Source organism: Actinomycetes bacterium (genome assembly GCA_024222295.1).
Classification (GTDB): Bacteria; Actinomycetota; Acidimicrobiia; order Acidimicrobiales; family Microtrichaceae; genus JAAEPF01.
On sequence record JAAEPF010000034.1, the window covers coordinates 23,353 to 38,181 of the forward strand.

The window sequence follows — 14,829 nt, forward strand, 5'->3', positions numbered from 1 at the left end:
CCGCACGGGTCCCGGTGGGTGGACGGCCGGCCGTTCAGCGCACTTCGGGCAGGTGCTGGCGACCGGCGGGGCCTGCGCCACCAGCGACGGCCAGCAGGTCATCGAGGCCGACGTCGCGAGCGTGGCGCCTGCGGACCGACTCCGGGTTGTCGGAAGGCACCATCAGCGTGAGGCCGCCCGGGTGGATCCTGAACCGCAGGGGGGTGGCGAGTTCCGCGGCCTCACCGTCCATTCCGGCGAACGCCGTCCCGCAACGGGAGTCGACTTCGAAACCGGTGGTGGCGAACTCGTGCCAGTGCGGGCTGCGTCGCTGCACGCCCAGCGCCGACAGTGCGGCCAGCGCGGCCGCGTCGGCGCCGGTCGTGTTGCTCAGCGCGAACACGCCGAGGTGCCCCGTGTCGAGCGCTCGACGCTGTCCCAGATCGGCGTTGGGGCCGTAGACATAGGGGTTGTTGGACACGAGCAGGAGGAACGCCCCGTTGACCGGGGTGCCGTCGAGGCCCACGAAGGAGAGGTCGAACGGATCGGTGCGGCTGCCGAGGAGCTCGGGTAGGAGGTCGAACGCGGTGCTCGCCTTTGCGTCGCGGTAGCTGTCCTCCTGCACAACCGTGGCGTACACACCGAGAGACACGTTGTTCACGAAGAAGTGGATGTCGCCGCCTGACTCAACGGTCGCGTAGTCCACCGAACGGCTCAGGCCCGTGGTGAACGCATCGAGAGTGCTGGCCGGATGGTCGCGGTCCAGCCCCAGGTCGAGCGCGAAGTGGTTGCGCGTGCCGGCGGCGACGCATACGAACGGCAGCCCTGCTTCCACCGCAACCGACGCGACGACGGCCTGGCTGCCGTCACCCCCCGCCATCCCGAGACAGTCGGCGCCACCGGCTACGGCGTCACGGGCAATACGTTCCAGATCGTCGCCCTGTCCGAGCACGACCGCCTGCACTCCCAGGGACTCGGCCTTCTCGACCAGGCCGTAGCGCTGGACCTTCCCGCCCCCCGACACCGGGTTGCACACCAGGACTGGTCTCTGCGGCGGCTGCCGCCTGACGAAGACCGTCCGCGAGCCCGAGCTCACGGCTGTGCGTGCACAGACCGTCGTCGCCGCGATGCCGAACGCGACGCCGAGAATCCGCCAGATGGCGACGTCGGCTTCGACTGCGGAGCCCAGCGCCCACACGACCACGAACCCCCCGAAGCCGACAGCCAGCAGCGCCAGCCAGCGGCGCGGCCACAGCGAGGTGGCCGCGTACCAGGAGCCAACGCCGACGAGAGCCAGACCGGCCAATGCCACGACAACATGGCCGATGTTGTCGACCAGGATCAGCACGACGGCCAGGGCCGTCGCGGCGCCGAGGACCAGGGCCGCCACAGCCATGGCCCGCTGGTGGCGGCGGGCCACCCTTGCGGGGCGCGAGTCCCGGATGCCCATCAGCTGAGCCGGTACAGCCCGCCAGCGCTGACCACGATCGCCTCGCCCGCCTCGTCCGGGTTGACCGAGACGACCGACTCGGCGGCCACCCCGAGATCGACTGCAGTCCCGTCGGAGGCCAGCGCCCACAACTGACCATCGCAGAAGTCGGAGAACAGGTAGGCACCGTCGAGCCCCGCGATGGAGCCCCGGTACAGGTACCCGCCGCTGATGGAGCACCGCCCGTCGTGCGGGTATGTGTGAAGTGGCCCGACGAGGATGGCGTCGTCGTCGGGCCAGCCGTCGGTCGGGCCCGGGTCGTCGAAGAGCTCGTTGCCCTCGAAGCGGTCCCATCCCAGGTCTGCGCCGCGGCCCGTGCCATCGTCGGCGCGCAGCACGGAGATCTCCTCTACGCGGTCCTGGCCGACGTCCGCGATCCACAGGTCACCGGTCGCCGGGTCGAAGCTGATGCGCCACGGGTTGCGAAGTCCGCGGGCCCAAACCAACGCGTTGGCATCGGGGTCTTCGACGTAGGGGTTGTCGGCGGGGGCGAGTTCATCCCCAGAGCCTGCGAGTGACGGGTCCAGGCGCAGCAGCTTTCCGAGCGGGTCCGACAGCCGCTGGGCGCGTCCTTCGGGATCATTGCGCGAACCTCCGTCACCCGTTGGAACCCAGAGCATGTCATCGGGTCCCCACTCCAGGTCACCGGCGTTGTGGTTGGGGAACGGCTGGTCGATGACCAGCAGCTCCCTGCGGGCGTCGGCGCGCCGCGACCCCGGTGCGCCCGAGAGCGTGTACTCGGCCACGACCGTTGCGCCGTCGTCGGTGCGCGTGTGGTTGACGTACAGATGCGTCTCGTCGCGGTCGGTGGTCAGCCCCAGCAGGCCTCGCTCGGCCTCGGTGGAGCCGACCTCGTCGCGCAGGTCCACGACGGTGCCGGCCACCTCGTAGTCACCTGTTGCGTCGGGCACGAGTTCGACGACCCTGCCGTTGCGCTCGGTGACGAGCAGCGTGCCCCCCGACGCATGCACGTCGGTGGGGGAGTCGAGGCTCACGCCCAGCGGGTCGAGCGACACATCGACCTCGCCGAGCCGTGGAGGCCCTGTTGGGGGTGCGCTCTCCTCCGAGCTGTCGCCGGACGTGGTCGTCGAAGGCGTCGATGTGGGCCGCGCTCCGCTCTGGCCGGCATCCGCAGTGCCCCCGGATCCGTCGGAGTCGCCGCCGCAAGCGCCGGCCAGAAGGGCTACCGAGGCCAGCAGCACGGCGGTCGTGTGTGTCGTGCCCCGCCGCATCATTCGTCTCCACCTTCACGCATCGGCCTGATCACGCCCTCCTGCATCACCGACGCCACGAGCAGACCCTCACGGTCATAGACCAGCCCACGCCCGAGTCCGCGCCCGTGTGACGCGCTCGGAGTGTCCTGTGCGTACAGCAGCCAGTCGTCGCTGCGGAACGGTCGATGGAACCACATCGCATGATCTAGAGACGCCATGAACACGCTGCCCGCGGCAAACGAGGCGCCGTGGGGCTGCAGCGTGGTGTCGAGAAGGGTCATGTCCGACGCGTAGGTGAGCACGCAGATGTGCAGCACCGGGTCATCCGGGAGGATCCCGTTGGCCTTCAGCCAAACGTTCTGCACCGGCGGCAGTGCCTCGCTGCGCTCCCACGGCCCCGGACCGCAGTAGCGGCTGTCGATCGCCCGCGGGCGGTCGTACCAGTCGCCGATCAGGTCCTTGTAGGGCGCCATCCGGGTGCGGAAGTCGGCCAGGTCCTCAGGCTCGGGCAGTCCCTCGGGAGCGGTGAACTGGTGCTCGAAGCCCTTCTCGTAGAGCCCGAAGTTGGCCGACAGGTGAAAGATCGGCCGGCCGTGCTGGATGGCCTGCACCCGTCGGGTGCCGTAGCTGCGCCCATCGCGGATGCGGGCCACCTCGTAGACGATCGGCACGCTCGGGTCGCCGCCCCGCAGGAAGTAGGCGTGCAGGGAATGCACGTGCTTGTCGTCCTCCACGGTGCGTGCGGCGGCCACCAAGGCCTGGCCTGCCACCTGGCCGCCGTAGACCCGCTGACGGTCCTCATCGGGGCTGTTGCCGCGGAAGATGTTGGCCTCGATGCGCTCGAGATCCAACAGGTCCACCAAATTGTCCACTGCTGACTGGTCCACGGCCCCATTCTGCCGGGTGGTTTCACCAATGGGGAGCGCCCCGGGTGCTCCTGTAGCATCAAGTGCTGTGAAGGTCACCCCCGCAGCGCTGCGGGACCACGCTCGCTCCGAAGAGGGCCGCAAGCAACTCCGCTACGCCGGGGTGTCCCTGGTGTTCGTGCCGTTGGGCCAGATCCTCATCCAGCTGTTCGGCGCGCTGCTGTTCACCACGACCCTGGCCGACGGCACGACAGACATCAACTGGGTGGCGGCGTCACTGGCTTCTGCTGCGGTGCTCACGGTGCCCAACTTCTTCGCCAACAAGCACTGGGTCTGGCGCAACACCTCCAAGGACAACCTCCACACCCAGGTGGTGGTGTTCTGGGTGGCGGCGATGCTCGGCGTCGGGCTGGCCACGCTGCTCACCCTGTTCGTCGACTGGGCCATCGAGGGCCACGGCGTCTGGGAGAAGGTGGCGGTGTTCTTCGCCCAGCTGACCGGTTTCGGCATCGTCTGGCTCGCCCGCTTCTTCATCCTCGACCGCTGGTTGTTCAAGGTCACCCACCACGGCGACGAGCCGAGCGATGACGACCTGGACATGATGCACGGCGACCTGCCGGTCTGACTCGGGGGTCTGCGTGGACGAGAAACTGCTCGCGCATGCCGAGGCTGCCCGCGGGTTCATGCCTCTCGACGAGGGGATCGCACTTCACGATGCCGCCCTGGACGCCGTCGCCGCCGTGCCGGACGCGCCCGTGGTCGAGGTGGGCACCTACTGCGGTCGCTCGACCCTCTTTCTGGCCGCGGCCGCCCGGGAGGCAGGCAATGTGGTCGTTACCGTCGACCACCACCGCGGCTCAGAGGAGAACCAGCCCGGCTGGGAGTGGCACGAGCCCGACCTCGTGGACCCCGAGCTCGGGGTGATGGACACGCTGCCCACATTCCGGCGCAACATGTTCACGGCCGGGGTCGAGGACGTGGTCGTGGCCATCGTCGGTGACTCGCCCACGGTCTCGCGATGGTGGTCGACACCCGCCGCGATGGTCTTCATCGACGGGGGCCATGGTGTGGAGCCGGCCCGCGCCGACTACAGGTGCTGGAACCCGATGGTTGCCGAGGGCGGGTTGCTGGCGATCCACGACGTGTTCCCGGACCCGGCCGACGGTGGACGGCCTCCCTATGAGGAGATCTACCTTCCGGCGATCGAGTCGGGTCGCTTCGAGGAAGTGTCAGCCGTCGGATCCCTGCGGATCCTGCGGGCAAGACGCGCCGAGTAGGCCACCAACCGGTCCCACACCTTCTGCGCGAGCACGCCAGTGAGGATCGAGAGGAGCAGCAGGCCCAGGGGGGCGACACTGCCCTCGAGCGGCGGGTACACCTGCCAGTGGGTCAGGTAGATCCACATTGAAGCGCCACCGATGGTGCCGATGGTGGGCGCCAGTTGTCGCGGGACGGGTACCTCGCGCAGCCAGATGATCGCCAGCATCGCAACAGCCACTGTCACCTCGCGCATCGGTTCGCCGAACCATCCCGGCAGTGCAACCGCCACGATCGCGGTCACCAGCAGGCGGCGGGGGACGGTCCCGGCACGGTGCGCCGCCCAGCCGAGCAGGAACAGCCAGGCAACGCCGGTGGCGAGGTTGACCTGGCGGTACTCGTGGCCGTACTCGATGATGCCGAACCGCACGGTCAGCGCCGCGATTGACAACCCGAGCGGCAGGGCGAACGGGAAGCGGGAAGCCGCCCGGCGCATCGCAGGGATGCAGAAGACCAGGGCCATCACCGCCAGGATCTGCACCAGCGCTTCGAGGTACCAGTAGCGCCAGGTGTCGCCCCACGAGTCCGGCCCGAAGACTGCGTTGAGGAAGCCGACGTTGGCCCAGCTGTAGCCACCGGTGACGATGACCACGGCTGCGAGCCACAGCGCGGTTGGTACCGCCACGCGCAGCATTGCGGAGAAGATCCGCCCGAACCTCCCGTCGCGCAGCGACGCGGTGAGCGGGAAGCGGCTGAAGTTGTGGCCGCTCAGGGCCATGAGGACGTGCGCTCCGCCCCCGAGCACAGTCAGCTCCACATGCCGGCCGACCACCATCAGGATTCCGAGGGTCCGCAGCACCCCGCCGATCTCGACCCGCGCGAGACGGCGGGGAGGGCCCGCAGCGGCCTCCAGTTCCTCGACGGTGAGAAGGTGCCAGTCGGCGGGCAGCCGGCCGAGCGCCGTCTCGAGCTCCATCGACACCTCTACGTACGAGAGCGAGTCGCCGCCGAGGTCCACGAACGTGTCACCGGCCCCCACGGCGGCGCCGGGGAATGCGACCTCGAAGATCTCGCTCACCGAGTCGCGGCGCGAGTCCTCGCCAGCCGGCCCGCCCGCATCATCGAGCAGCTCCTCGACCCTGACGCTGTCGACCTTGCCCGAGGACGTACGAGGGATCGCGTCGGTGCCCACACTGCGGATCGCCCCGGGAGGCAGGCCGGTGTGGGCGGCGAGCAGGGTGGTCGCGTGTTCGGGGTGATCGCCCTGAACGAGGCAGCCCAGTAGTTCCGCTCCGTCGCGCTCGAGGGCCATGCAGCAGGCCGTGATCCCGTCATCGGTCAGCGTCTGTTCGAGTCGCTCCAGGTCCACGCGCAGCCCGAACGGCTTCGCGAACCGACTCCGTCGGCCGGTGATCTCCCAGAGGCCGTCGGGGGCCCGGCGCGCCAGGTCACCGGTGTGCAGTTCGTCGATGGTTCGCCCGAGCGACAGGTCGTGGCGGCTGGCTGCATAGCCGAGCATCACGTTGGGGCCGCTGTAGACGAGCTCGTCGCCATCGAGGCGGAACGAACCACCCGGGATCGGCTCGCCGATGGCATCGGGCCTGCTCGACGCGAGTTCGGGGCGGAGCCACGCCATTCGGGCAGTGGCCTCTGTCTGGCCGTACATGACGATGAAGTCGAAGCCGCGCTCCTCACCCATGGCGGCCCAACGCCTCACGTCGGGAGCAGGCAAGCGTCCACCGGCCTGGGTCACGAGGCGCAGCGTGTGAGGCAATCGGTCGAGCGAGCCACGCTCCAGCAGGCTGAACGTGTGGGGAACGCCGGCGAAGCTCGTTACGCCTGCACGCCCGGCCAGCTTCCATGTGCACGGGTCCACCACACTGTTGTCGGTCAGCACGACCGCAGCACCGGCCACGAGGTGCGAATTGAGCACCGACAGGCCGTAGCAGTAGTGCAGCGGCAACGTGGCGAGCGCTCGGTCCGCAGCAGTGATCCCGAGGTACTGCGCGATGGCCTCGGCGTTGCTGCGCAGGTTGTCGTGCGAGAGGCGGACCAGCTTCGGCGATCCCGTGGTCCCAGAGGTGCTCAGCAACAGTGCCAGGTCCGGGTGCAGGTCAGGCGCCGCGAGATCGCGGTGTTCCCAGGTGGCGCCGTCGAAGCTGAGCCCGGGTACGAATCGATCCGTGACCTCGTCGGAAGGTCCGTCGGGGTCGGTCAGCAGCACGACATGGCCGGCGGCCATCGCCCCCAGGTAAGCCGTCACCGAGGCACGGTCGCGAGCCGCCTTCACCACCGCGAGGGTGCGGGGTGCTGCGAGGGCTTCGGCCGTCTCCGCGACGGCGTCCGCCAGCTCCCCGTGCGAGAGCGTGCCCGACGCGTCGATCAGCGCCGGTGACGACGGGTCCCCGAGCGGCGTGATGGCACCGTGGGGAGCCGCGAGGGACGCAGCCGGGGTGGGGCACATGCCCCCATGCTATTAAGCACGCTTAACACGGTGCAATGTCGGTTCGACGGCCGACAGCTTCAGTCGACAGCTTCAGTCGACAGTTTCAGTCGACAATGCCCGGGGGTCGGGGCTTGCGTACGTCACCACCGGCACGGCGGGCCACCTCCACCCGGTCCAACCCGGCCTCGCGGCGCCTGGCCCGGTTGACCCGACCACGCCAGATCACCCAACCCGCCATCGCGAGGATCACCGCACACACCAGGAAGAACAGCGCCACTTGCTGCCACCCGCCCGGGTCGCCGGGATCCTGTGGCTCCTGGCCCGAATTGGGCAACGGAATGATCCGGCCGATGTCAGCATTCGACTCGGGCAGCGTGGAGGTCGTGACCGGGGCATCGTCGGACTGGTTCCCGTGCGCCGAAGCAGTCGACCCGAACGTGACCAGCACGAAGCCGACAGCGAGAATCGCAGCCGCACTGCGCAGCACGGCTCAGCCTTCCAGCGCGTCGGCGTCCACCACGGCAGGAAGCTCCTCGTGGCGGGTGAACAGTCCTGACGCAGGCGACGAGCCGTTGAGCGCATCGGCTGCCATCACGATGGCCGACGATGTGTACGTGGACTGCTCGCCTCCGGGGAAGTGCACTTCCTCGGGCACCACGATGCCGGTCCAGTAGCGGTCCTCCTCGGACCGAAGCTGCTGAGACCATCCGAACAGTCGCCGGGCCCACTCGTCCTCGCCAACGGCCAGGTGCGCCATCGCACACTCGCACGTCTCGGCGGCGGTGATCCACGGCCGGTCCGAGACGCAGCGGATTCCCCATCCATCGATCACGAACGCCTCGCGGCGGTGCGCTAGCCGCTCACGGCCCGCTTCGCCCAGCACGGCACCGGTGAGCACCGGGTAGTACCAGTCCATCGCCCAGCGGTGTTTGGGTGCGAAGGCGTCGGGCTCGTCGCGAACCGTGCGCACCAGCCGCGCGGCCGAGCGCCGCCAGGTGGGGCGCTCGTGGCCGAGCTCCTCCGCGATCGCGATCGCGCAGCGGAGGCTGTGGCCGATCGACGAAGAGCCTGTAAGCAGTGCGAAGGTCCACGGCGTGCCGTCTGCATGGCGAGCCCAGATCACCTCTCCGCGGTGGGTCTGCAGTCCTCGCACGAACTCGACTGCCGCTTCGACCATCGGCCACATCGACTCGAGCGCACCCCGGTCGCGGTAGAGCAGCCAGTGGAACCAGACACCGCCGGCCACGTAGGCCACGCAGTTGGCATCGAGCTTGTCCTGCTCCACGCGGTCCGCCAGGTAGTACTGGTGCCACGAACCGTCGTCCCGCTGGGACTTCTGGAGCCACTCGAAGCCGGCCTCGGCCTCGCCGCGACGCCCACCCAGCATCAGCGCCATGAGCGCTTCGGTGTGGTTCCACGGGTCAGCGTGGCCGCCGGGGAACCAGGGCACCATGCCCGACTCGAGCTGCCACTCGGCGATCGCATCGACAGTCGCCTGGAGTTGTGGTGCGGACACGAAGTCGTCCACGTCCGCCAGGAAGTTGGGGCTCTCAGGCATGCACATCCGCCTTGTCCTCAGCTGCTTCGCTACGGGCGGCCGAGCCTGAAGCGGTGGCGTAGACGACCACACTCTTGCCGATCACCGGACTCAACAGCTTCTCGGCAGCCTGGGTAACAGCCGGCTGGTCCACCATGTCCCAGACCAGCAGCTCGTGGTACGCCTTGACCAACGGGTGGTCGTCGTTGGTGGGACCCACCAGGCAGCGAAGCCACCAGTAGGGCGAGTGCAGTGCGTGTACCCGGTGCGACTCGGTGGGCTCCAGCCCGGCCTCCTCGAGGCGTGCCTTCAGGTGCTCCTCGGTGTAGATGCGCACGTGCCCACCGGGTGACAGCGGTGCGTGGTACTCCGCTGACAGCGCCCAGCAGATCTTCTCGGGCAGCCAGGCCGGCACCGTGGCGGCGAGTGTGCCTCCGGGCTTGAGGACTCGCTGCAGCTCGGACATCGCGTCGGTGTCGGACGGGATGTGCTCGAACACCTCGGAGCAGATCACGTGGTCAAACGTGTCATCGGCGAACGGCAGGCGCAGCGCGTCGCCGTTGATGCATGCGGCGAGCCCCTCGCGGGGCGCCTCGCCGGCTTCCTTCATGGCCCACATGAGGTCGCGCACCGGTGGCAGCTCGTCGAAGCCGTAGTCGAGTGCCACCACCCGGGCCCCACGGCGGAAGCACTCAAAGGAGTGGCGACCGGCGCCGGCGCCCATGTCGAGCACCAGGTCGCCTTCAGCCAATCCAAGTCGGTCGTAGTCGACAGTCAGCATTCGGTTCTCCCGGCCCGTCAGCGCCGGGCCTGAGGCGGGGTGGCCTCGAGCGTGGCGCGGTAGTGGTCGACGGTCTGTTCTGCGGTGTGGCGCCAGCTCCAGCGGTGGATCACACGCTCGCGGCCGGCCTTGCCGATGATCTCGGCTGCGTGGGGGTCATCCAGCACAGCCATGATCCCCCGGGCGAGGTCGGCGCCGTCACCGGGCTTCACGGCGTAACAGGTCTCGCCGTCAGCACCGGCCACCTCGGGCAGGGCGCCCCCGGTCGTGGCCACGAGCGGACACCCGGTGCTCATCGCTTCGATGGCCGGGAGTGAGAAGCCCTCGTAGAGAGAAGGCACCACGGCGCACGCCGACTCGTTGTAGAGCTCCACGATGCGCTCGTCGCTCACCCCGGAAACGAACTCCACGACGTCGTTGAGTCCGAGTTCGTCGATGGTGCGTTTGGCTGCCGAGTCCTCCTTGAGCTTGCCGACCATCACCAGGCGGAGGTCGGCCTCGGGCCGGTCGGCGCGGATCTGGGCGAGAGCCTCAAGCAGGTAACGCTGGCCCTTCATCGCCACATCAGACGAGGCGGTCGAGATGATCTGGTTGGGGCGGCGCTCCACGTCGGGCATCGGCGTGAACAGGTCGGGGTCGACGCCCACCGGTACCACGTGCAGGCGTTCGGGCGACACGAGGTGGTCGCGCACGATGTCCTCGTAGCTGTTCTTCGACACGGTGATTACGCGACGCAGACGGGTCGCAACCCGGGTCTGCATCTTGGTGAAGGCGTACCAACGCGCCTTTCCCATGCGCTTCCACGGCGTTTCGGCGTGCTCCATCTCGAGGCGGCGGTCGACGGTGATCGGATGGTGGATGGTGCCGAGCACCGGCAGTCCCGATCGCTCCATGGCGAGGAGGCCGTAGCCGAGGCACTGGTTGTCCTGCACGAGGTCGAACTCGTTGACCCGCTTGCGAAGGTGGTCCCATGCACGCATCGAGAAGGCGAGCGGCTCTGGGAAGGTGCCCGTGGAGAAGGAGGTCACCTCGAGCCAGTCCCAGCGGTCCTTGAGCTCCCAGATGCCGGGCATGCGCATCGGGAAGTGGTCGTTGTAGATGTCGAGGCTCGGCAGTTCCACCAGCGGCACGCGTGGGTCGAGCACCGGGTACGGCTGGCCGGAAAGCACCTCGACGTGGTGGCCGAGATCAGCCAACGCCTTGGTCAGATGCCGGGTGTAGACCCCCTGGCCACCCACGTGGGGCTTCCCGCGGTAGGTGAGGTATGCAATACGCAGCGGGTCGTCGGGGCCGGGCATGACCAACAAGGGTCGCCGCGGTACGTGGTGTAGGTCAAACGCGCCACCACGTTGGGTGATGAAGCTGCCAGCCGGTCAGACTGTGTCCATGAGGGCCCTCGTGCAGCGAGTTACTTCGGCCGCCGTGGTCGATCGCGAAGCCGAGCAGCAGGTCGGGGCAATCGGTCAAGGGCTGGCGGTGCTCGTGGGCGTGACCCACGACGACGACGAGGCCACGGCGAAGAAGATGGCCGACAAGCTCTGGAACCTGCGGGTGTTCTCCGATGACGACGGGGCGATGAACCGGTCGCTGGCGGACCGGGAGGCGGCGGGCGAGGAGGGGGGAATCCTGGTCGTTAGCCAGTTCACGCTCTACGGCGACGTGCGAAAGGGCCGTCGGCCGTCGTTCGTGGCGGCCGCGCGCCCCGAACACGCCGAGCCACTCATCGACCTGCTCGTTGCAGAACTGGCGCACCTCGGAGCGGACCCCCAGACCGGAAGATTCCGCACCGACATGGAGGTCTCAGTCGTCAACGACGGCCCGGTCACGCTCCTCGTCGAGCTCTGAGTCCCGCAGCCGTAGCTGCGCCACGGCGACGGCGGCAGCGGCGAGCAGCAACGCCGGCATCGCACCGAGCGCCTGGGCCGGCATGGTGGAGTCGTAGCGGTCGATGGTGCGCTCGAGGACGGCCTGTTCAGACACACCAGTGCGCTGGTACACGCGCCCGTCGGGATCGATGAACGCCGAGAAGCCGGTGGGTGACGTCTGCACGACCCAGCGGCCGCTCTCGACGGCGCGCAGTTGCGATGCCGCGACCTGCTGGGTCTGCACCTGGGTGAGTGTGTAGCTCGAGCCGTTGGTCGGGTTGAGCACCACCTCGCCACCGGCACGCACGCCCTCACGGACCCGACGGGAGAAGAACACCTCCCAGCTCACCACCACCGCCATCGGGCCACCCGGTGTGTCGATCACAGCCACGCCTTCGCCCGGGATCTGGTCGCGCGGTGGCAACGCGCCCGCTGCCACGGGCTCGAACAGCCACCGAACAGGGGTGTACTCGCCGAAGGGCACCCGACGTTCCTTGTCGAATCGGTCGCTCAACTCGCCATCGGGCTCGACCACGAGCAAGTAGTTGTGGAAGCTGTCGTCGGTCGGACCATCGTCCACCACTCCGACCACGATCGGGACACCTATGCGGGCAGCTTCGGCTGCGATCACCTCACGCCAGGGATGGTCCGCGAAGTTGCCGTCGACGTTGATCGCGTTCTCCGGCCACACCACGAGGTCCACCGGTGCGTCATCGGAGATTGTGCGCGTCGCCTCGACGTGGCGGTTGAACACCTGCGGCTCCTGGCCCGAGGCGAAGCGGGTTCCCTGGGGCCCGCCGCCCTGCACCGCAGCAATCGTCACGGTGCCGACCGGGTCGCCGAGCGGCCAGAGCGAGCCCACGATCGCCAAGGCGATCACGGCGCACACCGCAGCGACGGGTGCCCGCCAGCGGCCCTTGGCCGCCAGATACAGGGCTACTCCCAGTGCCGACACGGCGGCCCCGACCAGCAGCACCCCGCCGAGGCGGGCGATGCCGAGCAGCGGGGTGCCGACCTGGGACATGCCGAGCATCGACAGCGGCGCCCCACCAAAGGGTGCGTGGGAGTGGAACCACTCGTAGCCCACGATCGCCGCGGGCAACACCAGGAAGCGGCGTCGGTCCGGGGGGACCACGGCCGAGGTGAAGGCCACCATCGGACCCCAGCCGAACACGACCCCGAACGGGTAGCCGGCAGCCGTGAGGCCGTACATCCACAACGTCGACGGCCCGAACCAGCCGATGCCAACGATCCAGCCGATACCGACCCGGCGTCCGAGCGGCGCACCATCGAGCAGGTGCAACCACAGGGCGATCCCGGCGGGCGCCAGCGGCCAGATTCCCCAGGGAGGCATCGAGAAGCAGACCAACAGGCCGGCCGCGAGCGCGATTACGCCTGTGCGGATCCGGTCGGACATGGCCCGGATTGTCGCATCCGTCACACCGTGGACCTAAACGCGGGGCCCGGACCTGAGTGGCGTCTGTGGGTCTTTTGACCTTGCTGGTCCGGGTGCAGCAGCGTTGTTGCAGATGCGACGGTCCACCACTCACCCCCGGTCGCGCACCTACGGGTTCGCCACGGCCCTGTTCGCCTCAGCCGGCCTGTTGTTCGCTGCCTGCGGAGGGTCGGACTCGGCTGCGTCGACCTCCTCTTCCACCGACGGGGTCGACACGTACTCGGGCTACGTGGTCGATCCACCTCCGTTCGTCGGTGATGTCAGCCTGCCGCTTGCGGACGGCAGTGGCCAGCACACGATGTCTGCTGTGGCAGGTGGTCTCGAGCTCGTGTACTTCGGCTACACCTTCTGCCCCGACGTGTGCCCGACAACGATGTCGGACGTGAGGCGGGTGCTTGGCGGACTTCCGGAGGACGAAGCCGAGCTGATCGATGTGTCCGTGGTGACGGTCGACCCCGCTCGAGACACAGCCGATGTGCTCGATTCCTATGTCACCAACTTCGTGCCCGACGGCCTCTCGCTGCGCACGGATGACGACGCAGCCCTGCGCTCCGCAGCCGACTCCTTCGGTGCCAACTACGAGGTGACGACCAACGAGGCGGGCGACATCGAGGTTTCCCACACCGGGGAGCTCTATGCCGTCGACGACCAGGGCCAGGTGGTCATGGCATGGCCGTTCGGCACCACATGGGAGTCCCTCGAACGAGATGTGCGGTCACTGCTGGCCGAGCAACCACAAGGCTGAACAACTGAGAGAATGGAACTGTGATGAACAACCGCCGCAAGACACGTCGATTCGCAACCGCCGCAGCGCTGACCCTGCTCGTGGCAGCCCCCGCCGCCGCATGCAGCAGCGACGACGAATCCTCATCGGATACCGAGGCAGCTGCCGGCGCCGAAGTGGCCATCAGCGACGCTTGGGCCCGGTCGGGCGCGGCCGGAGGCAACACCGCGGTGTACATGGTGCTCCAGGGCGGCAGCCAGGCTGACGACCTCGTCGGTGCGTCCGTGTCCAGTGACGTGGCAGCCGAGGCGCAGGTCCACGAGACCACCGCCGACGACGGCATGACCGACGACAGCATGGCCGGCGACGAAGGCGACATGAGCGCTGACGAGGGCATGTCTGACGACAGCATGACCGACGACAGCATGACCGACGAGGGCATGTCCGAGGACGACATGGGTGGCGGCTCCGGGATGATGACCATGCAGGAGGTCGAGGAGGTCCCCGTACCGGCCGATGGCTCGGTTGCCCTCGAGCCCGGTGGCTACCACATCATGTTGCTCGACCTCGCCGCTGACCTCACCGCCGGTGACACGGTCGAGGTGACCCTGCTCTTCAGCAGCGGTGCCGAGGAGACGATCGACGCAGAGGTGAGGGACTCCTGATGCCCCGCCGACTCCGCCGGCTCACGCTGCTGGTTCTGGCTGCGCTCGTACTGGGCGCGTGCTCGGCGGAGTCGGCCGAGGGTACGTCGACGTCATCGGGGGCCGTACCCGAGCTCCAGGTCGTTGACTCCGATGCCGACGACTACGATTACGACTACGTGATCCCCTTCGGCACCGGCCGTCGACTCGACGGCGGCGAGGAGATAGAGATCGTCCCCGGAGAGCTCGACGTGAAGGTCGGCGAGCGGATCCGCATCGTCAACGAAGACGTACGCGGCGCCGCGGTCGGCATCTTCTGGGTACCGGCCGAGCGGACCGTGGCGATGGAGTTCACCACCCCTGGCACGCTCACCGGAGAGTGCGACGTGCATCCGAGCGGCGTCTTCACCATCAACGTCACCGGAGCCTGACCCGCTGGGGCCCGCCCCATGGCGGCAACGATGCGCAAGATCCTGGGCGCCTGCGCAGTAGTGGTTGCGCCCGTCGGATCGTCTTGCACGCTGCCCGGGGGTGCTGCCCGAGTTGCTTTGCGGGGCCACCGGCTGAGCCC

15 protein-coding genes are annotated in these 14,829 nt (G+C 68.6%); 6 read left to right on the forward strand and 9 right to left on the reverse strand.

Translation table 11 applies throughout. The features are described from left to right. Positions 1-34: 34 nt before the first annotated feature. Genes GY812_12760 through GY812_12770 form a run of 3 tightly spaced genes read right to left on the reverse strand, consistent with a single transcriptional unit; the run spans position 35 to position 3,599 of the window. Complete coding sequence (locus GY812_12760; protein ID MCP4436348.1) at positions 35-1,429, reverse strand: diacylglycerol kinase; 1,395 nt, start codon at positions 1,427-1,429, stop codon at positions 35-37. Then, positions 1,429-2,703, reverse strand: a complete 1,275-nt coding sequence (locus tag GY812_12765; protein ID MCP4436349.1) for a PQQ-dependent sugar dehydrogenase — start codon at positions 2,701-2,703, stop codon at positions 1,429-1,431. The genes GY812_12760 and GY812_12765 overlap by 1 nt, the downstream gene beginning before the upstream one ends. Next, positions 2,700-3,599 carry an acyl-CoA thioesterase II gene (locus tag GY812_12770; GenBank protein ID MCP4436350.1) on the reverse strand — a complete coding sequence of 300 codons (900 nt, stop codon included), beginning with the start codon at positions 3,597-3,599 and terminating at the stop codon, positions 2,700-2,702. Before GY812_12770 ends, GY812_12765 begins: the two co-directional genes overlap by 4 nt. Between GY812_12770 and GY812_12775 the strand changes: the two genes are divergently transcribed. Then, positions 3,598-4,173 (forward strand): hypothetical protein, encoded by a 576-nt coding sequence (locus GY812_12775; GenBank protein ID MCP4436351.1) that lies wholly within the window; start codon positions 3,598-3,600, stop codon positions 4,171-4,173. The two genes, GY812_12770 and GY812_12775, sit on opposite strands and share 2 nt — an antisense overlap. A 58-nt stretch (positions 4,174-4,231) precedes the next feature. Further along, positions 4,232-4,825: a class I SAM-dependent methyltransferase gene (locus tag GY812_12780; protein ID MCP4436352.1), complete on the forward strand. Its 594-nt coding sequence runs from the start codon at positions 4,232-4,234 to the stop codon at positions 4,823-4,825. Here the strand turns inward: GY812_12780 and GY812_12785 are convergent. The 5 genes from GY812_12785 to GY812_12805 all read right to left on the reverse strand — a co-directional run bounded on the left by GY812_12785 (position 4,738) and on the right by GY812_12805 (position 10,876). Further along, entirely contained in the window at positions 4,738-7,269 is a 2,532-nt protein-coding gene (locus GY812_12785) for an AMP-binding protein (GenBank protein MCP4436353.1), read from the reverse strand. The genes GY812_12780 and GY812_12785 overlap by 88 nt on opposite strands. A gap of 85 nt (positions 7,270-7,354) precedes the next feature. Further along, positions 7,355-7,738 (reverse strand): hypothetical protein, encoded by a 384-nt coding sequence (locus GY812_12790; GenBank protein MCP4436354.1) that lies wholly within the window; start codon positions 7,736-7,738, stop codon positions 7,355-7,357. A 3-nt stretch (positions 7,739-7,741) separates the two neighbouring features. Continuing rightward, positions 7,742-8,809 (reverse strand): prenyltransferase, encoded by a 1,068-nt coding sequence (locus GY812_12795; GenBank protein ID MCP4436355.1) that lies wholly within the window; start codon positions 8,807-8,809, stop codon positions 7,742-7,744. Then, on the reverse strand, positions 8,802-9,569 hold the full coding sequence (locus tag GY812_12800; GenBank protein ID MCP4436356.1) for a class I SAM-dependent methyltransferase: 768 nt from the start codon (positions 9,567-9,569) through the stop codon (positions 8,802-8,804). The genes GY812_12795 and GY812_12800 overlap by 8 nt, the downstream gene beginning before the upstream one ends. Before the next feature lie 17 nt (positions 9,570-9,586). Continuing rightward, positions 9,587-10,876, reverse strand: a complete 1,290-nt coding sequence (locus GY812_12805) for a glycosyltransferase family 4 protein (GenBank protein ID MCP4436357.1) — start codon at positions 10,874-10,876, stop codon at positions 9,587-9,589. A gap of 79 nt (positions 10,877-10,955) precedes the next feature. Between GY812_12805 and GY812_12810 the strand changes: the two genes are divergently transcribed. Further along, entirely contained in the window at positions 10,956-11,414 is a 459-nt protein-coding gene (locus GY812_12810; GenBank protein MCP4436358.1) for a D-tyrosyl-tRNA(Tyr) deacylase, read from the forward strand. Here GY812_12810 and lnt read toward each other — a convergent pair. After that, on the reverse strand, positions 11,370-12,851 hold the full coding sequence (gene lnt / locus GY812_12815; GenBank protein MCP4436359.1) for an apolipoprotein N-acyltransferase: 1,482 nt from the start codon (positions 12,849-12,851) through the stop codon (positions 11,370-11,372). The two genes, GY812_12810 and lnt, sit on opposite strands and share 45 nt — an antisense overlap. Positions 12,852-12,963: 112 nt before the next feature. On the opposite strand from lnt, the gene GY812_12820 reads away from it, so the two are divergent. From GY812_12820 to GY812_12830, 3 genes are all read left to right on the forward strand, one after another. Beyond that, positions 12,964-13,635 carry an SCO family protein gene (locus GY812_12820; protein ID MCP4436360.1) on the forward strand — a complete coding sequence of 224 codons (672 nt, stop codon included), beginning with the start codon at positions 12,964-12,966 and terminating at the stop codon, positions 13,633-13,635. Between the two features lie 215 nt (positions 13,636-13,850). Further along, positions 13,851-14,279 carry a copper chaperone PCu(A)C gene (locus tag GY812_12825; protein MCP4436361.1) on the forward strand — a complete coding sequence of 143 codons (429 nt, stop codon included), beginning with the start codon at positions 13,851-13,853 and terminating at the stop codon, positions 14,277-14,279. Next, a complete protein-coding gene (locus GY812_12830) occupies positions 14,279-14,689 on the forward strand; it encodes a hypothetical protein (protein ID MCP4436362.1) in 411 nt (136 codons plus the stop codon). Before GY812_12825 ends, GY812_12830 begins: the two co-directional genes overlap by 1 nt. Positions 14,690-14,829: the final 140 nt, after the last annotated feature.

Coding starts and splice junctions, on each gene's coding strand:
- GY812_12760 (MCP4436348.1), bottom strand. CDS start 1,429: ATGGGCATCCGGGACTCGCGCCCCGCAAGGGTGGCCCGCCGCCACCAG.
- GY812_12765 (MCP4436349.1), bottom strand. CDS start 2,703: ATGATGCGGCGGGGCACGACACACACGACCGCCGTGCTGCTGGCCTCG.
- GY812_12775 (MCP4436351.1), top strand. CDS start 3,598: ATGGGGAGCGCCCCGGGTGCTCCTGTAGCATCAAGTGCTGTGAAGGTC.
- GY812_12780 (MCP4436352.1), top strand. CDS start 4,232: ATGCCTCTCGACGAGGGGATCGCACTTCACGATGCCGCCCTGGACGCC.
- GY812_12785 (MCP4436353.1), bottom strand. CDS start 7,269: ATGTGCCCCACCCCGGCTGCGTCCCTCGCGGCTCCCCACGGTGCCATC.
- GY812_12795 (MCP4436355.1), bottom strand. CDS start 8,809: ATGCCTGAGAGCCCCAACTTCCTGGCGGACGTGGACGACTTCGTGTCC.
- GY812_12800 (MCP4436356.1), bottom strand. CDS start 9,569: ATGCTGACTGTCGACTACGACCGACTTGGATTGGCTGAAGGCGACCTG.
- GY812_12810 (MCP4436358.1), top strand. CDS start 10,956: ATGAGGGCCCTCGTGCAGCGAGTTACTTCGGCCGCCGTGGTCGATCGC.
- lnt (MCP4436359.1), bottom strand. CDS start 12,851: ATGTCCGACCGGATCCGCACAGGCGTAATCGCGCTCGCGGCCGGCCTG.
- GY812_12820 (MCP4436360.1), top strand. CDS start 12,964: ATGCGACGGTCCACCACTCACCCCCGGTCGCGCACCTACGGGTTCGCC.
- GY812_12825 (MCP4436361.1), top strand. CDS start 13,851: ATGGTGCTCCAGGGCGGCAGCCAGGCTGACGACCTCGTCGGTGCGTCC.
- GY812_12830 (MCP4436362.1), top strand. CDS start 14,279: ATGCCCCGCCGACTCCGCCGGCTCACGCTGCTGGTTCTGGCTGCGCTC.